The organism is Mesorhizobium ciceri biovar biserrulae WSM1271 (assembly GCF_000185905.1).
Taxonomy (GTDB): domain Bacteria; phylum Pseudomonadota; class Alphaproteobacteria; order Rhizobiales; family Rhizobiaceae; genus Mesorhizobium; species Mesorhizobium ciceri.
This window is the reverse complement of record NC_014918.1, coordinates 335,959-358,363: the sequence shown is the minus strand read 5'-3', so window position 1 is coordinate 358,363 and position 22,405 is coordinate 335,959. Positions and strand designations below refer to the sequence as shown.

Genomic DNA, 22,405 nt, shown 5'->3' with positions numbered 1-22,405 from the left:
GCGACCTAAAGTTCAAGGTGGCGCTTTCCGGTGATTTCCGCATGCCGGACGGCTCGCTGACCTATCCCGACTTCGACCTGGAGCCTCTGCGCAAGGCGCCAGGCCTCGAGATGACATTCCTGGAATCGAATAACCCGCTTCGCGCCGACCAGCTTGAGGACTTCGATGCGCTGATCCTTCTCACTCATCGCTTCGTTTCCACGAGTGTCCCCAAGAGCGGTCGGCTGGCCGTCGTTGCCCGCTTCGGCGTCGGCTACGATACTGTCGACGTCGAGGCCTGCACTGCCGCCGGCATCGCTCTGGTCATCACGCCCGATGGGGTAAGACGGCCGGTCGCCGTATCCGTCATCACCTTTATGTTGGCACTCACCGGCAAGCTGTTCACGAAGGACGCCCTCACCCGTAAGGGACCTCATGGCTTCCAGGAGCGCTCCCAACATATGGGTGTCGGGCTCGTGGGGCGTACGCTGGGGTCGCTCGGCATCGGCAACATAGGCGCCGAAGTTTTTCGCCTGGCAAAGCCCTTCGATATGAGGTTCATCGCCCATGACCCATTTGCAGACAAGAAGGTCGCTGCCGAACTAGGCGTGGAGCTGGTCGGACTGGAAGATCTGTTTCGTCGCGCCGACGTGCTGTCGGTAAGTTGTCCGCTGACGCCTGACACGCGTCATCTCGTCAGTGCCGAGCGGCTCGCCCTGATGAAGCCTACTGCTTACCTGATCAATACAGCGCGCGGCCCGATCGTCGACCAGAAGGCGTTGGCACAAGCCCTGCGGGAGCGTCGTATCGCCGGCGCCGGTCTCGACGTGCTGGAGCAGGAGCCGCCGGATGCTGACGATGCAATCCTCAAACTCGACAACGTCATCCTTGCGCCGCACGCATTGTGCTGGACCGACCAGTGCTTTGCCGGCAACGGCGCTGCAGACGTCAAAGCGGTAATCGAGGTTCAACATGGTCGCGAGCCGCGCGGTGTGGTCAATCGCGAGGTGCTTTCGAGCGAGCGGTGGAAGGATAGGCTGGCCGTTTTCGCGGGCCGCTTCGGAAGCTAGGAGTGGCGAGAATTTGGCGCGCCGCCGCGGCCATTGCGGGGGCCTTACGGGAGGAATGCTCGACCGCCGCGCCTGCGGACGAGTGAGCAAATGAGAAACGGGAGGACCAAGCACTATGAACGATCGTGAAAAACGTGACTTTCAGGCCGGTCTCGAAGCAGAGGTCGACGCCTTCATGCGTGGCGAAACGACCCGCCGGAATTTCATAACCCGCTTCGGCCAGATGACCGGTATGTTGGCAGCGTCTGCACCCATTTTGGGTATGATGACCGGTTGGGCGCTGGCGCAGCAGAAGCTCGAACTGGCCGACGCCACGTCGCCGCTGGGACAGGCGCAGGCCGCTGCGCTGAAAGCATCTAAGGAAGGACCGGCGGAGGGCTCCGCCTTCCGCGCGGTCGAGGCGGCCAAGGCGCATGCGGGCGTCACGATCAACATGACCTACGAGGCAGGCCTGCAGGCGCTCGATCCACGCAATTTCAGTGGGCCGATGTGGGAGCAGCTTACGGGCATGAAGTCGAATGTGGTCGAACTGTCGAATCCCGATCAATACTCCAAGGCGGTCGCCGAGCACATTGCCGGCTCAGGCGCCTATGACGTGCTCGACATCTCGCCAGCCTGGACACCGTCGCTCGCCGATGGCGGCGTCATCGCACCTCTCGACGACTATATCGCCAAATATATGAACCCTGCAGACCTCGAGGACTATCATCCTCTCTACAAGGCGCTGCCGACCTACAAGGGAAAGATCTGGGGCTTCTTCGACGACGGCGACATGTTCGCTCTCTACTACCGCAAGGACATCTTCGAGGATCCGAAGATGATGGAGGCCTACCAGACCAAGTTCAACGCGAAGCTCGGACCACCGAAGACCTGGGAGGAATATGCTCAGATCGCCCAATTCATCACCGACCAGATGGCACCGAAGGTTTATGGTGCAGGCCACTTCCGCAAGGCGGGCAGCCCGGGCAATCAGTTCGACTTTCTGCAGCAGTACCGTGCCAACGGCGGGAAACTGTTCGGCGACGACATGAAGGCCGGCTTGGTGTCGGATGCGGGCGTCAAGACGCTGACGAACATGCTCGCGGCCAACAAGGCCTCGATCCCCGGTAACAACGAGCTCGACGCCGTCTCCCTTTGGGCGGCATTCCTGACGGGGAAGGTTGCGATGATCTATTCCTGGCCTCCAAGCGGCCGGATGGCGGCGAACTATTCGCAATCCGCCACGGCGATCAACTTCATTCCCCAGTCGCAGATCGCTGGCAAGGTTGGCTATGCCGTCGTGCCGGGCAATCCGGAACATGCCACCGGCTACAACAAGGCGCTGTCGGCGGATTCGCCCAATCGGGAGGCGGCGTATCTGTTCATGCAGTGGGCCTGCTCGCCTCCCGTCTCACTGGCGCGCTGCATGTTGCCCTATGCGCTGCGCGACCCATACCGCATTTCGCATTTCAAGTCGGAGCTCTATGGAGCACTGTTCCCGAGCGCCAAGGAGTACCTGGCCAACCTCAACAACTCGGCGAATGTCGGCCTGCTCGACCCGATCATGCCAGGTGCGCAGGACTATTTCTTGAGCATCGACCGCATGTGCACCGCAGTGTGGGCTGGTGCGGATCCGAAAGCATCGCTGGAAACGGCGGCCGCCGAGTGGAACGAGACGACCGATCGGCTCGGGATGGAGTCGCAAAAGGCATTCTACACCGAGTTCCTGAAACTGCCCGGCGCCACCGCTGACAACACAGTGGAGAAGCTTGGCATGGCAGTCACCCTCTGAGACTCGCCTGGAGGGGAGCCGGGTTTCTAGCACCAGACCGGTGTTGCGGGCGCTTTGCTCGCAACACCCTGGCTCAACCGCGTGGCGATCTTTGGAATAAATCGATGCCGCACACCACCACGATCAGTCGCATGACGACCACCGGCGCCCCGCCTCGGCTTTCGACCCTCGCACAGTGGGCGGACCGCCACTTCAAATGGCTTCTGGTCGCGCCCGCGGTGCTGTTGATACTGGCGCTGTCGATCTATCCGCTGCTGTTCTCACTGGTCGTGTCCTTCATCAACTACGACTTCCAGGTGCCGGGCCACGCCTTTGTCGGCTTGAAAAACTTCGAGCGGGTGGTGTTCGATCCCGTGGCACGGTGGTCGCTCTTGCTGACGGCCTGCCTGTCGAGCATCAGCGTCGCCATCGAATTCGTGCTGGGCCTTCTGGTGGCGCTCACCATGGTGCGCAGCTTTCCGGGGCGCGGTGTCGTCATGTCGATCCTGATCGTGCCGCTTTTCATCAGCCCGGTGATAGTCGGCCAAGCGTGGACGCTGCTGCTTCAGCGGCCTTTCGGGCCAACCAACTACATCCTGACGCAACTGTTGGGGCAGGAGGTGACGATCGGCTGGATGACCGAGCGCCCATGGCTTTATGTCTCGCTGATCATCGCTGATGTCTGGCAGTGGACTCCGTTCATGTTTGTCGTCCTGCTCGCCGGGCTTACCGCAATCCCTCCGAACCTCTACGAGGCGGCGGAACTCGACGGCGTCAATGCCTGGCAGGCCTTCTGGGCGATCACGCTGCCGCATCTCGGGTCTATGATGCTGCTGGCGTTGACCTTCCGCCTGCTTGACGCCATCCGAATGTTCGATACCATTTTTATCATGACCGGCGGCGGCCCGGGTACGCAAACCTACACGGCTTCCTACTATCTCTACACGGTCGGCTTCACCCAGTTTCATCTGTCGCAGGCGACGGCCGGAAGCTGGCTATTCCTGATTTTCACCGCGCTGGTAGTGACGCTGCTGGTGCGGCGGCTCTTGAAGGTGGAGCCGGTCTGATGGCCGCCGTCGCGCCCGCCCGCCGCAGGAAACGCCGGTCGGTGCCGATCGGTCGCATGCTGCTGCTCGGCTTCTTCCTCGTGTTCGTGCTGTGGCCCCTCTACTGGATGTTCAACACCTCGATCAAGCCGAGCGACGACTACCTCACCGTGCCGCCCGTCTGGTTCCCTGCCGAGCCGACCCTTGTACACTACAAAGCTGCGCTGTTCGCTTATCGCGGCCTCGACGGGCTCATCAACAGTCTGATCATTTCGCTGTCGGCCACCGTGCTTTCAGCGTTGTTGGGCACGCTGATGGCTTATAGTCTGGCGCGCTACAACACGGGCGGCCAGCACCTGTCTTTCTGGGTGCTGTCACAGCGCTTCCTGCCACCGATCGGCATCGTCCTGCCGGTATTCCTTATCTATCGTGGCGTCGGGCTGTACGACACCCATATTGGTCTGATCATCGCCTATACGGTCTTCACGCTGCCGGTGTCGGTGTGGATGATGTTCGCGTATTTCCGCGGCATGCCGAAGTCGATGGAGGAGGCGGCCCTGGTCGATGGCTGCACGCGTTGGGAGGCGTTCTGGCGTGTTGCCGTGCCGCTTGCCGCCCCGGGCATCGTCGCGGCGGCCGTCTTCGCTTTCATCGCTTGCTGGACGGAGTTCTTCTTCGCGCTCATTTTGACCAGTCGAACTGCGTTCACGCTGCCAACCGTATTCCGCTCCTTCATCGGCTTCCAGGGCGCGCAATATGGTGAAGCGGCGGCCCTGGCCATTGTTTCCCTCGTGCCATCCATCGCTCTGGGAGTCCTTGCTCAACGACATCTCGTGCGCGGGCTGACGCTCGGCGCCGTTCGCGGATAGAAAGAGGCAGGCATGGCTGAAGTCAGGATCACCGGCTTGCACAAGCGCTACGGCGCCTTCCATGCGGTGCGCGGCATTGACCTCCACATTCGCGACGGTGAGTTCACCGTTCTGGTCGGCCCCTCCGGATGCGGCAAGAGTACCCTTTTGAGGACGATTGCAGGACTGGAGGAGAGTTCGCAAGGCACGATCGAGATTGGCGGCGAGGTGGTCAATGACTTGCGGCCGCGCGATCGTGACGTGGCGATGGTGTTTCAAGACTATGCGCTCTATCCACATATGAGCGTGGCGAAGAACATCGGCTTCGGTCTCAAGGCGCGCAAGATGCCGAAGCCCGAGGTAGAGGCGCGCGTTGCCGAGGCAGCGCGTATGCTCGGCATCATCCCCTTGCTCGGGCGATTTCCACGCCAGTTATCCGGTGGGCAGCGTCAGCGCGTCGCCATCGGCCGCGCCATAGTCCGCAACCCCCGCATCTTTCTGTTCGACGAGCCGCTGTCCAATCTGGATGCCCAGCTTCGCGACGAAATGCGCGGCGAGATCAAGCGCCTTCACCAGGACATCGCCACGACGATGATCTACGTCACCCATGACCAGATCGAGGCGATGACACTGGCTGACCGCATCGTGCTGATGCGCGACGGGTTGATCGAGCAGCAGGGCGCGCCACTCGAACTGTTCGAGCGCCCCGCCTCGATCTTCGTCGCGGGCTTTCTCGGTTCCCCACGCATGAGCTTCCTGCCGGGCACGCTGGCTTTGGACGGGAGCGCCGCCGCCATCCGGCTGGCCGATGGTCTGCTGCCGATCGCCCCCGGGCGGACTCTAAATGGCGCTATAGATGGGCAGTCGGTGCTGCTCGGGCTGCGCCCGGAACATCTGACACGCGCACACGCTGCTACCCCCGAGCCGGGCACGCTGCGCTATGATGCAACCATCGACCTGCTGCAGCCGACTGGCTCGCGCAGCTATGCGACCTTCCGCCTTGCCGGCGCGCCAGTGGTGGCGGAGCTTCAGGCGCACGACGTCAGCCGTCCCGGCGAGAGACTGCCGATCGACATCAACATGAACCGGGCGTCGATTTTTGACGCTGCGACGGAGCAAGCAATTTGACCTTGGCAGCATCTCGAGCCATCCGCTTGTGTGGAACCGAACAGGTCGAGCCACCCTTGCGCACACTTCGCGCGGGATCGTTGTCGGTCGACTTCGACAATGGGGCGTTACGCTACATCCGCCTTGACGGAATTGAGATTCTGCGCGGAATCTCGTTCCTTGTGCGGGACGAAAATTGGGGAACCGCTACAGCCGTTCTCGATGATCTCCACATCGATGAAAGGCTGGATGTGTTCAGCGTCGCATACCGTGCAACATGTTCCGCAACATCCGGTCGCCTGGTTTATCAGGTACGGATCTCGGGCAGTAGTGATGGTGCGCTGGCTTTTGCGGCCGAGGCAGAGCCCGAGACTGACCTTTTGACGAATCGGACCGGCTTCATCGTCCTTCATCCGATCGAAGCCTTGGCGGGCAAGCCGGTAAAGGTGCTGCATGAGGATGGTCATGATGAGCTATCGCTCTTTCCGGACCACATCGACCCTAAATGTCCGTTCACCGATATCCGGGCGTTGTCGCATGAGATCGCGCCTGGGATCTGGGCCACATGCACCATGGACGGTGATGCCTTCGAGATGGAGGATCAACGCAATTGGTCTGACGCTTCCTATAAAACCTATGTCCGCCCTCTGCGTCGCCCGTGGCCTTACCGACTGCCCAAGGGCCAGAAATTCACCCAGGTCGTCCGGCTACACGTGTCAGGAACGCTTCGTGCCGGGGCGTCTGAAAACCGCAATCCACTCATCAACCTGACGATCGGCAGACCCGTCGGCCAAGTGCCTCGCGTTGGCGTCGGCGTCGCTGGCGACGAGGCAAGGCACGCGCTTGAATCCCCCGAGCTTCTACGACGAATGGCTCCGCAGTGGATGGTCTGCCAAGTCGATCTCCGATTCGGACACGGCCATGATGAACTCGAAAGCTACGCCGCGCTTGCACGGCTGACCGGCGCAGGCGTGGTCCTCGAGATCATCACCAAGGGCACGCTCGACCCATTCGGCGAATTGGCGCCCGTCGCTGATGCGGTCCATACAATCGGCCTCAAACTGGAAGCTGTCTCCGTCTTTCCGGCGCAGGACATGAAATCCGTTCAGCCGGGAGCACCGCGGCCGGTCATGCCCAGCTTCCACGAATGCTACTCCGCCGCTCGCCGGGCTTTCCCGGGGATCGGGCTGGGCGGAGGCATGGCCGCTTACTTCACCGAACTCAATCGCAAGCGTCCGCCAGCCGAAGCGCTCGACTACGTGACCTTCACCACCTGTCCAAGCGTGCACGCGGCGGATGATATTTCGGTGATGGAAACGCTTCAGGCTATCCCTCATCAGATACGCTCGGCACATGCTTTCACGGGCGACCGCGTGCCGCTGCGCATAGGTCCCAGTCAGCTCGGCTGCCGCGAGAACCCCTACGGAAAGGGCACCGCGCCGAACAAAGCGAACGCCCGCATATGTCTGAGCCGCATCGATCCACGGCAGCGCGGGCTGTTCAATGCGGCATGGACGCTCGGCTATTTCGCGGCCTGCGCTCGCGGAGGGGTCGAGGCCGTCGCGGTAGGGGACTTCACCGGCCCCTTTGGCCATATCCACAGGAAGGCTGATTTCGTCCAGCCATGGTATGACCAGCAGGACGGCCGAACGGTCTATCCCGCTTTCCATGTCATGGCGGGTCTCTCAAGGCTCGGCGGAGCCACCCTGCTGTCCGTAGGAACTTCCGGCGCTGACGCCATTGCGACGATCGCAGCTGAAAAAGATTGGCGCGTGACACTGTGGGTCGCCAACCTCACCTCCAAGGCGCAATCTGTGAAACTTCCGGATGCGCCGAGCAGTGCCCGTATAGCTCTTCTTGGCGCCGAGCAGTTCGAACGGGCGGCAACCGATCCCAACTTCATGGAAAGTACCGCAAGACCGCTGGATGACCAATTCATCTCGCTTGACGCTTACGCCGTCGCGCGAGTTGATCTCGACCTACCATTTTCGACCTAGAGCCCGATGTGCGCTGAAGTTGAGAGTTGAGCCCAACGTCATGCGCAGCCGCATCAATCGCTCTGGCCCGAAGCGGGTGACACAGATCGTCAGGCGTCACTGGCCAGGGGAGTGTCGACGCACCTTGTCCCAGGCCGCCAAGATTCGCTGCTTGCATCCGCGTGCGGCATCGTCGACCGTCGGGAATCACATAGACGCATTCTCATGCGGTCGCCCGCCTTGATCCGCCGTCGAGGAGTTCCTGAAGGTCCTCTTTTGGCACCGGTCTTGAAAGCAAAAAGCCTTGTAGCTGGTCGCAGCCGAGCTTGCGCAGATAATTGCACTGGCTCTCGGTCTCGACCCCTTCCGCTGTGGTGCTGAGGCCAGTCGCGCGAGCCAGGTCGATAATCGCCTGAACGATGGCCTCGTCACCGTTCGAGCCGCCAAAGCCCTGCACGAAGCTTCGGTCGATCTTGATCCTGTCCACTTCCAGGCTCTGCAGTCGGCCCAATGAGGAAAATCCCGTACCGAAATCGTCAAGCGCAAAGCGCACCCCGACACTGCGCAACGCTGCCATGTTCTGCTGGCATTCGGTGGGGCGCTCGGAGAGCGTGCTTTCCGTAACCTCCAGCTCGAGCCGCCGTGGATCCATTTGCGTTTCCAACAAGATGCTCGTCACTTTCATGGCAAAGCTCGGATTGTTCAGCTGCAACCCCGATACGTTCACTGCCAGGGTCTCGATCGGCCAATGCACCGCGTCAAGGCAGGCCTGGCGCAGAACCAGCTCGCCTAGAACTTCAATGAGCCCCGTTTCCTCTGCCAATGGTACGAACAAGTCAGGGGCGACCCAACCACGCTCTGCGTGCGACCAGCGCGCGAGGGCTTCGACGCCCGTCATCCTGTTGGTGTCGGCGGTGTAAAGCGGCTGATAATGCACCCGGATGTGGCCGGGCGTTTGCAGCGCCTTGCGCAGGTCCTGTTCGAGACCCTTACGCTTTGCCAGCGTCTGGTCCATCTCGGGTTCAAACAGAGCATAGCCGCTGCGACCGCCGGCTTTGGCGTGATACAGGGCGAGGTCGGCTTTCCGCACCAACTCGACCTGGTCCACCCCGTCCCTGGGAGCAAGAGCTACGCCGACGCTCACCCCGACAAAAACCTGAACTCCGGCGACCTCGAACGGCCGGCGCGCGGACTCGATCAAGTGCTCGCACAATGTTTTGACCTCATTCTCGCCTGCGACCGCGCGCTGGATGATAATGAATTCGTCACCGCCCAGGCGCGCCACCGTGTCCACCTCCAGGGTCAGCCGCCTCAGCCGGTCTGCGAACTCCCTGAGCAACTCGTCACCGGCAGGGTGGCCAAAGCTGTCATTGACCTGCTTGAACCGGTCGAGGTCAAGATAGAGGATCGCGAGCTGCTCGCCCGTCGCGGGCAGCAGTGTCAGCGCATCAGCCAAACGACTGTTGAAATGGCCGCGACTGTGCAGCCCTGTAAGCAGGTCGTAGTGGGCCAGGTGATAGATGTGATTCTCGGTCTCAATCAGCCTCAAAGTCCGCCGGCGCAAAGCGGCCAGAGCTACAATAATTCCGCCAAGTACCAGTCCGAACACCGCCACGAGTGTTGGCACCAGTTGAAAAAGGACAAACGCCCCGGGCCGATATGGCTGCCACACAAAGAAGCCGACAGTCGAACCAGAGCGACCGACGAGGGGATAGGACGCCTCTTCAGAGCTAAGCATGTTTGACCAGGAGAAGTGTGCGTCGTCGAGGAGATAGTCTTGGCGCAAGGAGGCAAGCAGACTGCCGTCCAGATAGCGAACGGCAACGTGTAGGAATTCCTGACCTGGTACTTGTGCAATGTGGCCGCTGTCGGAAACGACTGGCTTGATGCTGACAATGGCAGGATGGCCGGAGATGACGACCATGTCGGAAGCACCTATCGTGAGCACCTGCTCGGTGACGCCGTCGGTGTCCCCCTGTTTCAGCCTCGCCCTGAGGTTCTCCACGAGAGGCGCAGTGGTCGGGCGTATGGATTGATAGCTCGCCGGATCCACCGCCGATCCATCGGCGAATGCGTAGACTGGCGCGTCCTTCGGATCGAGAATGTAGACCTCATCGTGGCCGAAATACGTGTGCATCCAGGTGCCGAGATTGGTGTCGACCCATTTGGCATCCTGGCTCCGCAGGGCGCTGACCGCGTCGTCCCAGACGGTGACGCTCTCCTGATCGTGGGCTATTCCGCTCTCCAGCTTGGATATGATCAAGGCGACCAAGCTTTTCTGCCGCGACACGGCAACACCATCGGACTGGGTCGCCGACCACAGCAAAAGGCCTGTGGTGAGGGTCGCAACAAGCAGCGTCACGACAATGATGGGCAAAGCCGTTCGCTTGAAAAAAAGGCGACGTGTTGGTTCGCCGAAATGCCGGAGCAGCGTCATGAGGCTGCTTTACGCTAAGAAAACTGCTGGACCGTTAAAGGCGCGGCATCAGGCAAGCTGCAAGTTTGAAAAGGCCAGTTCGATAGCCCGGCGTTGAACTGCCAAGGAACAAATTCGCCGCGCGCGCGTTCGAGAGCGGCCTTTGCGGGGACTGAACACGAATGCTACTCGCTTTGGGGAACGCGCTCTCGACGACGGTTATGGCCGGCAGAAGTGGGGGTGCGGAAATTTTCGGCGTGGTCGATCTCAGCACTAAAGCCGAGGTAAGGATCAACGCGATGAATTTGGGAATGGCAATTCAGTTCGTGGCCAATGCCTCGGTGCTCGGTTACGATGTCCGTTCGGCGATGGTCTTCTACGGCGAACCGGGAACGCCAAGCCTCAGGGCAAATGACTGCGATCGATTGTGGGCGCAATTTGGTGCCGCGCTCCTTCGCCCATAACGCCGGACGCTTTTGGCTATCTTCAGCTGTCTGGAGCTAACAGCCCATGCCGCGCCACCGGACCGTCGGATTATGAGATCTGAGAGACCTGACGAGAAATTTGCTTTCGGTCACTTCACCGGCACGCAGAGCCGGTCGGGCACTTTGGGGACAAGGGTGGCGGTGGGTTTGCCGATGCAAGTGCAGTGTGCTCGAGCCAATTCGCGACTGGGCGCCGGTTGAACCGCTCGGCCTGCCTGCCTTACCGCGCGAGGCATGACCTTACCCCACGGCCAACCATTTGCGCGATTGGGCAAACGCCGTGAAGGCCTTGGCGTCCATTGGGCGGCCAAAAACATAGCCCTGCAGAATATCGCAACCAAGCTCCTTCAGGATGCGCGCGTGATCATTCGTCTCGACACCCTCGGCAATGACTTCGATGCCGAGCGATTTGCCGATCTCAATGATCGACGAGACCAGCTGACGCTGCGGGATCGACTGGGTGACGGGCGTGATCAGTTGGCGGTCGATCTTGAGCCGGCGCGGCTGCAGCTTGAGCAGGGACACGATCGAGGCATGGCCGGTGCCGAAGTCATCGATTTCGATGTCGATGCCGAGTTCCTTAATGTGCTCCAGGTTCCAGGTGACCAGGTCGTCATTCTCATCGAGGAAGATGGACTCAACCAGCTCAAACGACACCGTGCCCTTCCTGATGGCAAGCTTGCGCAAGCCATCGATCAGATCCTTGTCCTCCAACCGCTTGGCGGAGACATTGACCGAGACGTGCGGGATCTTGAGACCGCTGTTCGACCATTGGTCGAAATTCTCAAGCGCCTGTTCCAGGACAGCGCGATCGATGACTGCCACGACGTTGAGTTCTTCGGCCACTTTGAGATAGCTTTGTGGGGCCAGGATGCCGCGTTCGGGATGCTTCCAACGCGACAACGCCTCGACCCCGACGATCTCAAGTGTCCTGGCGTCGAACTGCGGCTGATAGTATGTTGTGAATTCGGCGCGCTCCAACCCGCCCAGGATTTCGTCGGCAATTTGCTTGGTCCGCACGATCTCGCTTTGCAGCTCTTCGTCAAAGAATTCGTGTCGGTTGCGACCGCTTCCTTTCGCCCGGTAAAGAGCGAGGTCGGCGTTGACGAGCAGTTGCTTGGCGTCGGTTCCGGCGGCAATTCCGATGCTCACCCCGAACCGGCACGGGTTGCCCTGAAAATCGACCGGTCGGCGCATCTGCGTGATGATGCGGTCGCCGAGCGCGGAAAGTTGCTTGTCATCACGTCCATGGCTCACCACGACGAACTCGTCACCGCCGATGCGTGCAACAAAATCACCGGGACCCGTGTTGACCTTGATGACCTTGGAGGCGTGCACCAGCATGGCGTCACCGGCTGCGTGGCCGAGTGTATCGTTGATCTGCTTGAAGCGGTCGAGGTCCAGATGCAGCAGCGCTGTGCGGGTCCCCGTTACGCTTTTTTCGGCAAGCAACTCATCGAGATAGCGGCGGTTGGGCAGGCCGGTCAGCGGGTCGTGCAGCGCAACATGCTCTACATGCGCCTTTGCGACCTTGAGTTCGGCATTTTTCGATTCCGACAGCTGGCGCTCTCGAATGAGCGTCTCATTGAGCAGCACGTCGCTGGTGACGTCCCACTCGGCGCCGATCATCTTCGGCGTGCCGCCGATGTCCTGGAAGAAGGCTGCGCGCGTGCGCACGTGGCGCGTGGTACCGTCCGCTAGCAGGACTCGATATTGCGAAGAATACGGTCCCTCCCTCTCGGCGGCCGCGTCGAACTCCTGGCGCGCCCTGTCAAAATCTTCGGGATGAATGGCCATCGCCCAGTCTTCATAACCGCGCGGTTTGCCATCGGCTGGCTTGCCGTAGATCTGGTTGACGCGGTCGTCCCATAGCAGTTCTTTTGTGGCCAGGTCGTGCTCCCACACGCCAATTCCAGAAGCTTCCAGGGCCAACTCAAGGCGGCCAGACAGACGTCTGAGCTCGGCATAGTTTTTCTGTCGTTCGCCGAACAGTCGCCCGGCCACCAGGATCGGCAGCACCACCAGCGCGCCGGCAAAGGCTATGAGCCCCCGCAACATCCACGCATTGTTCGGAATGGCCGGCCAGCCTCCCTTCGGTATAGCCGAAATCAGCCAGGAGCCCGAAGGCAGTTGCACATCGGCCGACACCGGCTTGCCGGCGAGGACATTGTCTCCCCCGAAGAATTTTTTGCCGCCACCGCCAAGCGCGTCGGTCCCCGTCAGGGCGACATCAATATCAATCCCGGGGTCATTCAAGCCGCTCGCCGCGTAAAGCTGATCGACATCGATGACAGCGGAGAGGATGCCCCAGAATCGGCTGCCGCCGCCCGCCGTCGGCACAAAGACGGGAATGCGCCCGACAAAGCCCCGCCCTCCCTGGGCCAGGTCGACGGGGCCTGCCAACACAAGAACGCCGAGGTCTCGCGCGCGAAGCGCCGCCGTCCGTTGCGCCTCGCTCTTGCGGTAATCGAGCCCGATCGCCTTCTGGTTGCCTTCCATCGGGTACATCAGCGAGATGACGAGATCGGGCGCACCGGCGATGTTGCGCAGTTGCGATCTCTGTCGGAACAGGTTGCTTGCCAGGGACGCAAATCTCTGCTGTCCCATGTACGGCTCTGTAACTATGGCCGAGACGAGGCCCTGAACAAGCTGGAGATTACCGTTTACATTGCCTTCGAGCTTGGCCCTTATGATGTTGACCTTGGCCTGGACTTCGGCGCGCGCGAGTTGATCGGACACTTTCGTGTTCTGCAAGTCCGCAAGGACCGCGCAGATCACAAGCACGGCCAACGCAATTGCCGCCGGCAAGTTGGCGGTCGAAAAAACCGCCTTTCTTGCACCATCAAAGTCAAAATCCGTTCTGCCCGACCGGCTCAATTGCGTTTCCTTGACAAAAAGCCCATCGGCCAACGTAGGATGAACTGTTTAAATTTGGACTTCCAATCTGCATAAAAGCTTCTGGTCTGTGCCACCAAGTTTCGAAAGGCTGCGCTTGGGCGCTGCGCGTAGTACCGTTGGGCCTGTGCCGGCCAGTCCTGCTGCGCCGAACAGCAGGGTCGTCCTGCTCGGGCGGAAGAAGGGTAGGGAAAGCGAGACGGACAGCCTGGGAGAGGGGAGGGGCGAGATCGACATCAGGAAGATGGATTAGCCTACTACATGCTGTCATCGCTGGTTCGCACCGGGTCATCCGTCCATCTTCTGCTATGATCCCGACGCCGTGACGTTCGTCACGGCTCTTACCCACAGCCCTGACGCATCCTGGCCAGTGAGCTCTAAATTGGCCGCGCTTAACGATCCGGCTCGAACCAACTTGTCGTGCTGCCGCAAGGGTGCGTTACCCTGATCCATTCGCCGATGTCAGGCTCTTCGGCGTACGGGATGGTTACTGGTCCCCACGTCTTCGCAGCTTCAACAACATTTTCGGCCTGAACCTCGGCACGTTCCACAGCTTTGCCGTCGCGTATCAGCTCGACGGTGAAACTCTGCATAGATCGCACTCCTGTCGCGCAATCATATCCCAACCTCTACCCGAAAGGAAAAATCTGTTTTTTCGAAAGGAAATAGCTTCCCAAGGTCCTCGCGGCACAAAGCAGCTATTCGCAACAAAAGGGGCCCGGTGGCCCAACGATGAAACGCATTTTGCTTTTCTTGTGCGGCGAAAGCATGATGGAGCGGGTGGCTAACAGCCGATAAATTTTACCAACACATTGATTTCAAATCATAATTTCATGTTCCATAATGTATGTTATGCGACTTCTGGATTATTGCCGCAAAATAGAAATGTCTTGATTCCGCAAAGTAGGAATGTCGCCTTGCTCGTCCATGAGCGAGGGAGACGGCGGGTTGGGACTGATCTTAATGAGCGAGCGCGAGCTGCAACGCATCGAGGTGCTGTCGAAGGTTTTGGAGCAGCGCATGACGGTCGTCTCGGCGGCGCATGTGCTGGATATGACGACCCGCCAGGTCCAGCGTCTGCTGAAGGCGTTCCGCGTCGAAGGCGCCGCAGCACTTCGGCACAAGGCTCGAGGACGACCGTCAAACCATCGATATGTCGCCGGCATCGGCGAACTGGCGGTTCAGTTGGTTCGGGAACACTATCTCGACTTCGGGCCGACCTTGGCGGCCGAGAAGTTGGCGGCGAACCACGGCCTGGTCGTGTCACGAGAGACGTTGCGCAAATGGATGGCGGAAGCTGGAATCTGGCTGTCCCGAAAGCACCGCAGGACGTTCCATCAGCCCAGATTACGTCGGGAGTCGTATGGCGAGCTGGTGCAGATCGACGGCAGCGATCACCGTTGGTTTGAGGAGCGGGGCGACCCATGCACCCTGCTCGTCTTCATCGACGACGCAACCAGCGCGCTTCAACAACTTCGCTTTGTGAAGTCGGAGAGTACGTTCAGCTACTTCGAAGCGCTGGAGCTTTATCTGAAGACGCACGGTTGTCCGGTCGCATTCTATTCCGACAAGCACACGGTGTTTCGGGTGGCGAAGGCCGAGGCTCGCGCCGGCCGCGGCATGACGCAGTTCGGGCGTGCCTTGTCTGAGTTCAACATCGAGATCCTTTGTGCCAATTCCAGCCAGGCCAAGGGCCGGGTCGAACGGGTCAATCGGACGCTGCAGGACCGGCTTGTGAAGGAACTGCGGCTTGCCGGGATATCGGACATCGAGGCGGCCAATGCGTTCCTGCCGGCGTTCATGGTCGACTTCAACGAGAGGTTCGCCAAGGTCCCTGCCCGACCGGACAATCTGCATCGCGCATTGAATGTTGCGCCAGATCGGCTGCGTGACGTGCTGTGCAAGCGGGAGCAGCGTTATGTCGGCCAGCAATTGTCGTTCTCCTACGAACGCAGGCAGATCATGCTTGAGAAGAACGAACTTTCGTGCGGACTGGTCGGCAAATACGTCGATATCCATGAGTTCGCCGACGGTCGGCTGGATGTTCGATGGAGAGCGTGTTCCTTGCCCTACACCGTCTTCGACAAGGAGCAGCGCGTCACGCACACGGCGGTCACCGAGAACAAGCGGCTCGGCGAAGTGCTGACTTGGATCAAGGCTCAGCAGGATGAGGCGCGGCCTCCGCCGAAGATCAAGACCAACAGCGAGCAGAGTGCCTACAAGAAGCGCGGAACCAAGCCGGGCCGCAGGACGGACTTCATGAACGATCCTGCAGTCATCGCGCGGCGAGAACAGGCACTGGCAAGCTTGACCGCTGCCGAGTGAGGCGGGCTCTCAAAGTTAAAGTCAGAGAGCCAAGCTGGATCGCCCCCGATCGGGCTGCGCAGCCCCGGCCAGCTGACGCCCGATCGGACGCTCACGTCGGTGCCAAGAAGCGCCTCACTGTCGCATTTCTAACTTGCTGCGCCCTGCCCTTCGAACAGGCCCTGGCGACATTTCTACTTTGCAGAGCGAGCGACATTTCTACATCGCCGCCACACTGGATGTAGCAGTTATATAGAGATGCGACACTTGAGCAATTTAGAGATGCGACAGTCCCCGACTTTCACAGCTCATGCTCTGGCCAACTCGAAGCTGGAAAGGAAGGCTGACGACTTCACACTGCCTGGCGTGAGACCGGGCGTATTGCGGAGCCGGCATGCCTTTGATCACCTTGTCGCAAAAAAGAGCTGCATCGTCTTGAAGCCATCCAGAAGATCCGCGACCGGCGGCTGAGCGTCCAGGCGGCGGAGCTTCTTCATCTCAGCCGCAGTCAGGTTCACCGGCTGTTGCAAGCCTATGACCAGGACGGCGCCGGCGGGCTGGTGTCGAAGGAGCGCGGCCGACCGAGCAATCGGCGCCATGATGAGGAGCCGCCGCCGCCGGCCGCGCCACCATACAGCGTTTCGGTCGCTTCGGTGTTGAATGCTATCCCCTGCTTGGGATGCAGCTCCAGGTCAAGAACTGCGGACTGTGACATTGACCACGGGAACCAGCGGCAACGGTTCGCCGTCTTTGCCGGTGAGTTCCGATTCGAACTTCTGGGTGCGGATGATTTCCTCGACCTGGCTGGTGAAATCGTCATGGCGCGCATCTTCGCCACGTTCTCTATCTTCACCTCGCCCTGATACGCAAAGGGCTTGGCCTCATAGAGCGGGTGCGCGTCGACCCATTCGAAGTACTCGCAACATGCCGTCCACAGCTTCTCTGGATCGATGATGATCGGGCTGCGGCCGTGTGAGCTACGGGCCTTCCAAAATTGGTTTCCTGCGGGTGCGGGCATTTGCGAAAATTTCGACGCTTTTACAAAGTTAACCAGCGGCCGGATTCGTACGGTTTTGTGACTTGCTGGATTGCCGATCACATGGTTTTTTTCCCACATCGTTGTGTGGGAGTGCGGGCGTGGGCGACGATCAGAAGGACGGTGTTCGGGTAGAACACATAGACGGCCAATGGGCGGTGCAGATCATCGAGGATGGCGTGACCACCCAACAGCTTTTCGACAACGAGGAATTTGCGAGGAGTTTCGCAGCCGGTCAAATCATCCGGCTCAACCTTAACCGGTCCGGCCAAAGCCAAAGCGGCCATGAGGTGGATGGCCCGCGAAACCATTCGTAAACCATGCCAACACGGTAAATATTTTATGTCGAACCGATCCGGTTGCAGGAGGTTTTGGGCGGGTCTGCAACAAAGAGGCCCAGCCAATCCCTGCACCGCTTACCCATCTCGCCCGCCCTGTTGATCTCCTTCGGGATTGCCTGCGGAATTTGCGTCTGGGCGACATCGGATAAGCCAGTGAGCTTCTTTCAAGCCCAGGCGCGATGCTACCGGCGGGCCGGTGCTGTCGGGGACGATCCGCTACCGGCTGCGCACGTCGTTCTCGCGCACGGGCAAGACCGCCACCTCTCGAATTGCGGCGCCACGGGGGATCGCGAATAGCGGGCCGGCAGCCGAGGGCGACGAGGTTCTACACGATCAGAACCTACTCGAAGGAATAAGTGAAACCTTCCTTGGAGGCGCCGACGGTGACTTTGGTCATCTTTTCGCCCTCGAGCGACCGGTTAAGCACGCCGCGGCTCAGTTCCGGCAGCAGCGTGTTGGTCAGGATGGCATCGATCATCCGCCCGCCGGATTCGATCTCGGTGCAGCGGGCCTTGACCAGATCCATGACACCGTCGCCGATCACCAGTTCCGCATCGTTGGTTGCCCGCAACCGGCGAGCGATCTTGGCGAACTGGTGGCCAGTGATCGCCTCGATCATCGAATCAGAGAGCGGATAGTAAGGAATGGTCACCACCCGGCCAAGGAAGGCAGCCGGGAAGACCTTCAGCAATGGGCTGCGCAAGGCGGTATCCAGATCGTCGAGCCCGGTCCGCAGCGTGCCATTCCTTGTGCGGTCCATGATAACTTCGGAGCCGACATTCGAGGTGAGCAGGATCAGGGTGTTCTTGAAATCGATCCGGCGGCCCTCGCTGTCGTCCATCATTCCCTTGTCGAAGACCTGGAAGAAGATTTCGTGGACGTCGGGATGCGCCTTCTCGACCTCGTCGAGCAGGATCACCGAATAGGGTTTTCTGCGCACCGCTTCGGTCAGGATGCCGCCCTTGCCGTAGCCGACATAGCCGGGCGGTGCGCCCTTCAGTGTCGAGACGGTGTGCGCCTCCTGGAACTCGGACATGTTGATGGAGATCAGGTTCTGCTCGCCACCGTAAAGCGTTTCGGCCAGCGCCAATGCCGTTTCGGTCTTGCCGACGCCCGAGGGGCCGCAAAGCAGGAAGACCCCGACCGGCTTTTCAGGCGCGCCAAGCCCGGCGCGGCTGGTCTGCACGCGTTTGGCGATCATCTCCATGGCGTGATCCTGCCCCACAACCCGTTCCGAAAGCGTGGCGGCGAGCTTGAGCGCTTTTTCGGTCTGGCTGGACAGCATCCGTCCGGTCGGGATCCCGGTCCAGTCCTGGACCACGGCGGCCACTGCATTGCGGTCAACCGAGGGCAGAATCAGCGGTGTCTCGCCTTGTGCCGCTGCCAATTCGGCCATCAGTGCGCGCAATCGGGCGAGATCGGCGGCAGGATCGGCAGCGGCCTGTGTCTCCGCGTCCGTCTGGGCGGCCTTGGGCGGCTCAGTCTCTGACGACTCCGCTACCTTGGTCTTTTCTGCGTTCGCCGCTGCCGGTTCGGCATCGGCCCCAACGGTGGCCGCATCGAGCGCCACACCCTCGCCGCGCAGCCTGGCGCGCAGTTCGAGTATCTCGGCGACGAGCACCTTTTCACGATCCCAACGCTGCTGCGCCGCAGCCAGGGTGATCTCGCTTTCGGCAAGCCCGGTGTCGACGCGCGCCTGCCGTTCAGCCACCTCGATGCCGATCGCGGCCTCGCGCCCGATGATGCCGCGCTCGACCTCCAGAGCCTGGCGGCGGCGCATGATGTCCTCGACCTCGGCTGGCGTAGCATGCTGCGATATGGCGACACGGGCGCAGGCGGTGTCGAGGAGGCTCACCGCCTTGTCAGGCAGTTGCCGTGCCGGGATGTAGCGATGCGACAGGCCGACTGCTGCCTCGATCGCCTCGTCGAGTATCTGCACCTTGTGGTGTTGCTCCAGAACCCCTGCCACCCCGCGCAACATCAGAACGGCCACCGCCTCCGACGGCTCGTCGATCTTGACCACCTGGAAACGGCGGGTCAGCGCCGGGTCTTTCTCGATGTGCTGCTTATATTCGGCCCAGGTCGTTGCGGCGATGGTGCGAAGTTCGCCCCGTGCCAGCGCCGGCTTCAAGAGATTGGCGGCATCACCGGTTCCGGCAGCACCGCCGGCGCCAATCAAGGTGTGGGCCTCGTCGATGAACAGGATGACCGGCGTTTCGGACGATTGAACCTCGTCGATCACAGCCTTCAGCCGTTTTTCGAATTCGCCCTTCACGCTGGCGCCCGCCTGCATCAATCCGACATCGAGCATGCGCACGCTGACGCCTTGCAGCGTGGGCGGCACATCGCCCTGAGCGATACGCAAGGCAAAGCCCTCAACGACCGCCGTCTTGCCGACCCCGGCCTCGCCGGTCAGGATCGGGTTGTTTTGCCGACGCCGCATCAGGATGTCGACTATCTGCCGGATCTCCGGATCGCGGCCGACGACCGGATCGATCTTGCCCTCGCGGGCGCGTTGGGTCAGATCGGTGGCGAATTTCGCCAAGGCCGAATCTCCGCCCATGGTCCGCTTCGGCGTTTCAGCCGCGGGAACCGCGATGGCTGCGCCGCCTTCGAGCGAACCTTCCACGACATCGGCGAACCGCGCGACAACCGCATCGGCGTCGATCTTGTCGAACTCGCCGCTGATCTTCGACAGCAGGCCTTCCAGAACCGGGGTTTTCAGGCAGGAAAGCAGAATATGGGCGCTGCGGACTTCCTCGACGCCGAACTCCAGCGTCGCGAGGTTCCAGGCTTCCTGGATTGCATGGAAGATATGATCGGAGAATTCCTCGATCGAGGTTGCGCCATAGGGCAACTTGTCGACGGCACGGGTCATATCTGCCGTGAGCCGGCTGGCATCCAGTCCCGCATCGGCGATTATCATTTGCACATCGGAGCGGTCGGAAAGCACCAGCTGCTCGATGAAGTGAACGAGTTCGACGTAAGGATTGCCGCGCAGCTTGGCGCTATCGGCCGCGGCCTTGAAGGCGCGCACCCCGACAGGATCAAGCTTGCCGACCAGTTCCTTACGCTTGAAGCTCTGCGACGACCGGCGCTGTTCCATCGAACGTGCTCCTGCAATCTGCCAGCCGATAAACTGCCACAGATGCCGCCACTTGACAAAGTGCGTTGTGGACGAGGCCTCAATGCCTGGTTCAGCCAGCTTCCTCGTATTGTGGAAGTCTTGCACCACCGGCTGCAAACAACAGCGGAATTGCGCGCCCTGCGCGATGCATTTCTCATACGGATTGACAATTGCGCCACGGAGTTCGGTACTCATGGCGGTGTTCAGCTTCTGTTAATTTTGGAGCACTCGTTGAATTGTGGTAAAGTGCACCGGTGTGATAACGTAAGGTCACATAAGGTTTGAGGGCCTTCGCTGGGGGTTGGTGTGATTGATCTCGCACTCTGGCTTTCTTCGCTAGACGGTGAGAATCCGTCCGGGGAAGATTTGCGCAACGACCCGGCTTTCCATGAGTTGGAGCGCCTGACCGAAGCCCAACTCAAGGTCGTCCACGACGGCAACAATAAGGCCGGCTCGCAAAGCACGATTCCAGTCGACTGGCCCGCTGTGCTCGCAAAGGCGGAGGAATTGCGCGCGCATGGCAGGGACTTGCGCCTGCTTGTCATCGTCACGCGCGCGCTGGCCAATGAAGACGGGCTGGCCGGATTGGCGCAAGGTCTGACGCTGATCGCGCAGACCTTCGATCAGCATTGGGACACCATGCATCCGGCTATGCGGCCCAACGCTTCGCCGCGCGATGCCGCCTTGCGCCGTATCAACGCGCTGATCGACCTGCAGAATGGTCAGGACGGGTTGTTGGCGAATCTGCGGCAAATGACGTTCTTCGCGCCGCGCGCAATCGGCCCGGTTCAGGGCAAGGACCTGGAGAAGGGTGCGCTCGACGATCGCGTCATGCTCCAGGAAGCCGCCTCGGGGCTGAATGCGGCGGAAAAAGCGCAGCTGGTCAGTGCGCACGGACAACTCTTGAATCGGGTGCGTGCCGCATGTGCGGCACAGATCGATCAGGCCAATGCGGAGATGGTCCAGCTCATCGCCGACGCCCGGGCGACGATCACGGCACTGGATGCGCTCGAGACTGCGCTCAACGCTCGTCTCGAGGGCAGCGGCACTCCCGTTCCGGACTTAAAACGGTTCCTGCAGCGTTTGCTGACGACACTTGAACGGAATTCAGCGGCCGGCGCGGTGACGAATGGCGCAGCCACGCAGGCGGTGCCGACGGAACTGGCAACGCCTGCTCGAAACGGTCATGGAGCCGATGCTATGGCAAGTATGGCAAGCTATGCGGACTCGAGCACGGGACTCCCCGACCGGATCTCCTCGCGCGACGACGTGGTGAAATGCCTCGACCTGGTCGTCGCCTTCTATGACCGTACCGAACCGTCGAGCCCAATTCCGCACCTGGCTCGGCGGGTCCGTCGGATGGTGCACATGGATTTCGTTGAACTGATGGAAGATCTCGCCCCTTCGGGGCTGAAGGAGTTCAGGCTGCTGGCCGGCGTTCCCGATGCCAAGAAGACGGCTCAGAAGGATGAAAGGTAACAACACATGCCAGCCGAAAGCAAAGCCAAGGTCATCGAACGAAATCGCGCGCCGCGGGTGCAGATCGCCTACGATGTGGAAACCTACGGCAGCCCGACGACGATCGAACTGCCGTTTGTCATGGGCGTGATGGCCGACCTTGCCGGTGCTTCGCAAACCAAGGAAGCGTCAAAGTCGGTGCTGGACCGCTCCTTTGTCGAGACCGACGCGAACCGCTTCCCAAAATTCATGGAGGCGCTCGGCCCCCGCGTCAAAGCGCGGGTGAAGAACACGCTGCCGCAGGCCGAGGGCCAGGAGCGTGACGAGGAACTGGCGCTCGATCTTACATTTTCCAAGATGGGTGATTTCGCCCCCGACAAGATTGCCGAGCAAGTTCCGCAACTGGCCGAGATCCTCAAGATGCGTCGACAACTCGAGGAATTGCTCGGCTTCATGGATGGCCGTGTCGATGCTGAAAAGCGCATCGCGCAGCTTCTGAACAACGAACCGCTTCTTGGCAAGATTGCCAGCCAGGCGCTGGCCGACGACGACAAGGTTGGGGAATGA

16 protein-coding genes and 1 pseudogene are annotated in these 22,405 nt (G+C 60.7%); 11 read left to right on the top strand and 6 right to left on the bottom strand.

What is annotated here, in order from left to right; all coding sequences use genetic code 11:
• Nucleotides 1-41: 41 nt before the first annotated feature.
• The 6 genes from MESCI_RS31870 to MESCI_RS31845 all read left to right on the top strand — a co-directional run bounded on the left by MESCI_RS31870 (nucleotide 42) and on the right by MESCI_RS31845 (nucleotide 7,797).
• Nucleotides 42-1,049 (top strand): NAD(P)-dependent oxidoreductase, encoded by a 1,008-nt coding sequence (locus tag MESCI_RS31870; protein WP_206619016.1) that lies wholly within the window; start codon nucleotides 42-44, stop codon nucleotides 1,047-1,049.
• Nucleotides 1,050-1,164: 115 nt separating this feature from the next.
• On the top strand, nucleotides 1,165-2,820 hold the full coding sequence (locus MESCI_RS31865) for an extracellular solute-binding protein (protein ID WP_013525323.1): 1,656 nt from the start codon (nucleotides 1,165-1,167) through the stop codon (nucleotides 2,818-2,820).
• Nucleotides 2,821-2,924: 104 nt separating this feature from the next.
• Nucleotides 2,925-3,866, top strand: a complete 942-nt coding sequence (locus tag MESCI_RS31860) for a carbohydrate ABC transporter permease (protein WP_013525322.1) — start codon at nucleotides 2,925-2,927, stop codon at nucleotides 3,864-3,866.
• Nucleotides 3,866-4,714 carry a carbohydrate ABC transporter permease gene (locus tag MESCI_RS31855; RefSeq protein WP_013525321.1) on the top strand — a complete coding sequence of 283 codons (849 nt, stop codon included), beginning with the start codon at nucleotides 3,866-3,868 and terminating at the stop codon, nucleotides 4,712-4,714. Before MESCI_RS31860 ends, MESCI_RS31855 begins: the two co-directional genes overlap by 1 nt.
• 12 nt (nucleotides 4,715-4,726) lie before the next feature.
• Nucleotides 4,727-5,821: an ABC transporter ATP-binding protein gene (locus tag MESCI_RS31850; RefSeq protein ID WP_013525320.1), complete on the top strand. Its 1,095-nt coding sequence runs from the start codon at nucleotides 4,727-4,729 to the stop codon at nucleotides 5,819-5,821.
• Nucleotides 5,818-7,797 carry a D-apionate lactonase family protein gene (locus tag MESCI_RS31845; RefSeq protein ID WP_013525319.1) on the top strand — a complete coding sequence of 660 codons (1,980 nt, stop codon included), beginning with the start codon at nucleotides 5,818-5,820 and terminating at the stop codon, nucleotides 7,795-7,797. The genes MESCI_RS31850 and MESCI_RS31845 overlap by 4 nt, the downstream gene beginning before the upstream one ends.
• 202 nt (nucleotides 7,798-7,999) lie before the next feature.
• Here the strand turns inward: MESCI_RS31845 and MESCI_RS31840 are convergent, their stop codons facing one another.
• Nucleotides 8,000-10,213 (bottom strand): putative bifunctional diguanylate cyclase/phosphodiesterase, encoded by a 2,214-nt coding sequence (locus MESCI_RS31840; protein WP_013525318.1) that lies wholly within the window; start codon nucleotides 10,211-10,213, stop codon nucleotides 8,000-8,002.
• 236 nt (nucleotides 10,214-10,449) lie between these two features.
• Between MESCI_RS31840 and MESCI_RS31835 the strand changes: the two genes are divergently transcribed.
• Nucleotides 10,450-10,656 (top strand): hypothetical protein, encoded by a 207-nt coding sequence (locus tag MESCI_RS31835; RefSeq protein ID WP_245265372.1) that lies wholly within the window; start codon nucleotides 10,450-10,452, stop codon nucleotides 10,654-10,656.
• A 261-nt stretch (nucleotides 10,657-10,917) separates the two neighbouring features.
• Here the strand turns inward: MESCI_RS31835 and MESCI_RS31830 are convergent, their stop codons facing one another.
• The gene (locus MESCI_RS31830) at nucleotides 10,918-13,554 is read right to left on the bottom strand and encodes a bifunctional diguanylate cyclase/phosphodiesterase (RefSeq protein ID WP_013525316.1); all 2,637 of its coding nucleotides are present in this window, start codon (nucleotides 13,552-13,554) and stop codon (nucleotides 10,918-10,920) included.
• Between the two features lie 410 nt (nucleotides 13,555-13,964).
• A complete protein-coding gene (locus MESCI_RS31825; RefSeq protein WP_013525315.1) occupies nucleotides 13,965-14,165 on the bottom strand; it encodes a hypothetical protein in 201 nt (66 codons plus the stop codon).
• 355 nt (nucleotides 14,166-14,520) lie between these two features.
• On the opposite strand from MESCI_RS31825, the gene MESCI_RS31820 reads away from it, so the two are divergent.
• Both MESCI_RS31820 and MESCI_RS31815 read left to right on the top strand, forming a co-directional pair.
• Nucleotides 14,521-15,897: an ISNCY family transposase gene (locus MESCI_RS31820; protein WP_164919931.1), complete on the top strand. Its 1,377-nt coding sequence runs from the start codon at nucleotides 14,521-14,523 to the stop codon at nucleotides 15,895-15,897.
• Nucleotides 15,898-16,301: 404 nt separating this feature from the next.
• Nucleotides 16,302-16,484: pseudogene (locus MESCI_RS31815) on the top strand (helix-turn-helix domain-containing protein); the annotation flags it as partial.
• Here MESCI_RS31815 and MESCI_RS31810 read toward each other — a convergent pair.
• The 3 genes from MESCI_RS31810 to tssH all read right to left on the bottom strand — a co-directional run bounded on the left by MESCI_RS31810 (nucleotide 16,409) and on the right by tssH (nucleotide 20,359).
• Complete coding sequence (locus MESCI_RS31810) at nucleotides 16,409-16,894, bottom strand: terminase small subunit (RefSeq protein ID WP_013525313.1); 486 nt, start codon at nucleotides 16,892-16,894, stop codon at nucleotides 16,409-16,411. The pseudogene MESCI_RS31815 and the gene MESCI_RS31810 overlap by 76 nt on opposite strands.
• A gap of 77 nt (nucleotides 16,895-16,971) precedes the next feature.
• Nucleotides 16,972-17,223, bottom strand: a complete 252-nt coding sequence (locus MESCI_RS31805) for a hypothetical protein (RefSeq protein ID WP_164753874.1) — start codon at nucleotides 17,221-17,223, stop codon at nucleotides 16,972-16,974.
• Nucleotides 17,224-17,593: 370 nt separating this feature from the next.
• Nucleotides 17,594-20,359 (bottom strand): type VI secretion system ATPase TssH, encoded by a 2,766-nt coding sequence (tssH, locus tag MESCI_RS31800; protein ID WP_013525311.1) that lies wholly within the window; start codon nucleotides 20,357-20,359, stop codon nucleotides 17,594-17,596.
• Between the two features lie 327 nt (nucleotides 20,360-20,686).
• Here tssH and tssA point away from each other — a divergent pair, with 327 nt between their 5' ends.
• Nucleotides 20,687-21,859: a type VI secretion system protein TssA gene (gene tssA / locus MESCI_RS31795; protein WP_013525310.1), complete on the top strand. Its 1,173-nt coding sequence runs from the start codon at nucleotides 20,687-20,689 to the stop codon at nucleotides 21,857-21,859.
• A gap of 6 nt (nucleotides 21,860-21,865) precedes the next feature.
• Nucleotides 21,866-22,405 (top strand): type VI secretion system contractile sheath small subunit, encoded by a 540-nt coding sequence (gene tssB / locus MESCI_RS31790; protein WP_013525309.1) that lies wholly within the window; start codon nucleotides 21,866-21,868, stop codon nucleotides 22,403-22,405.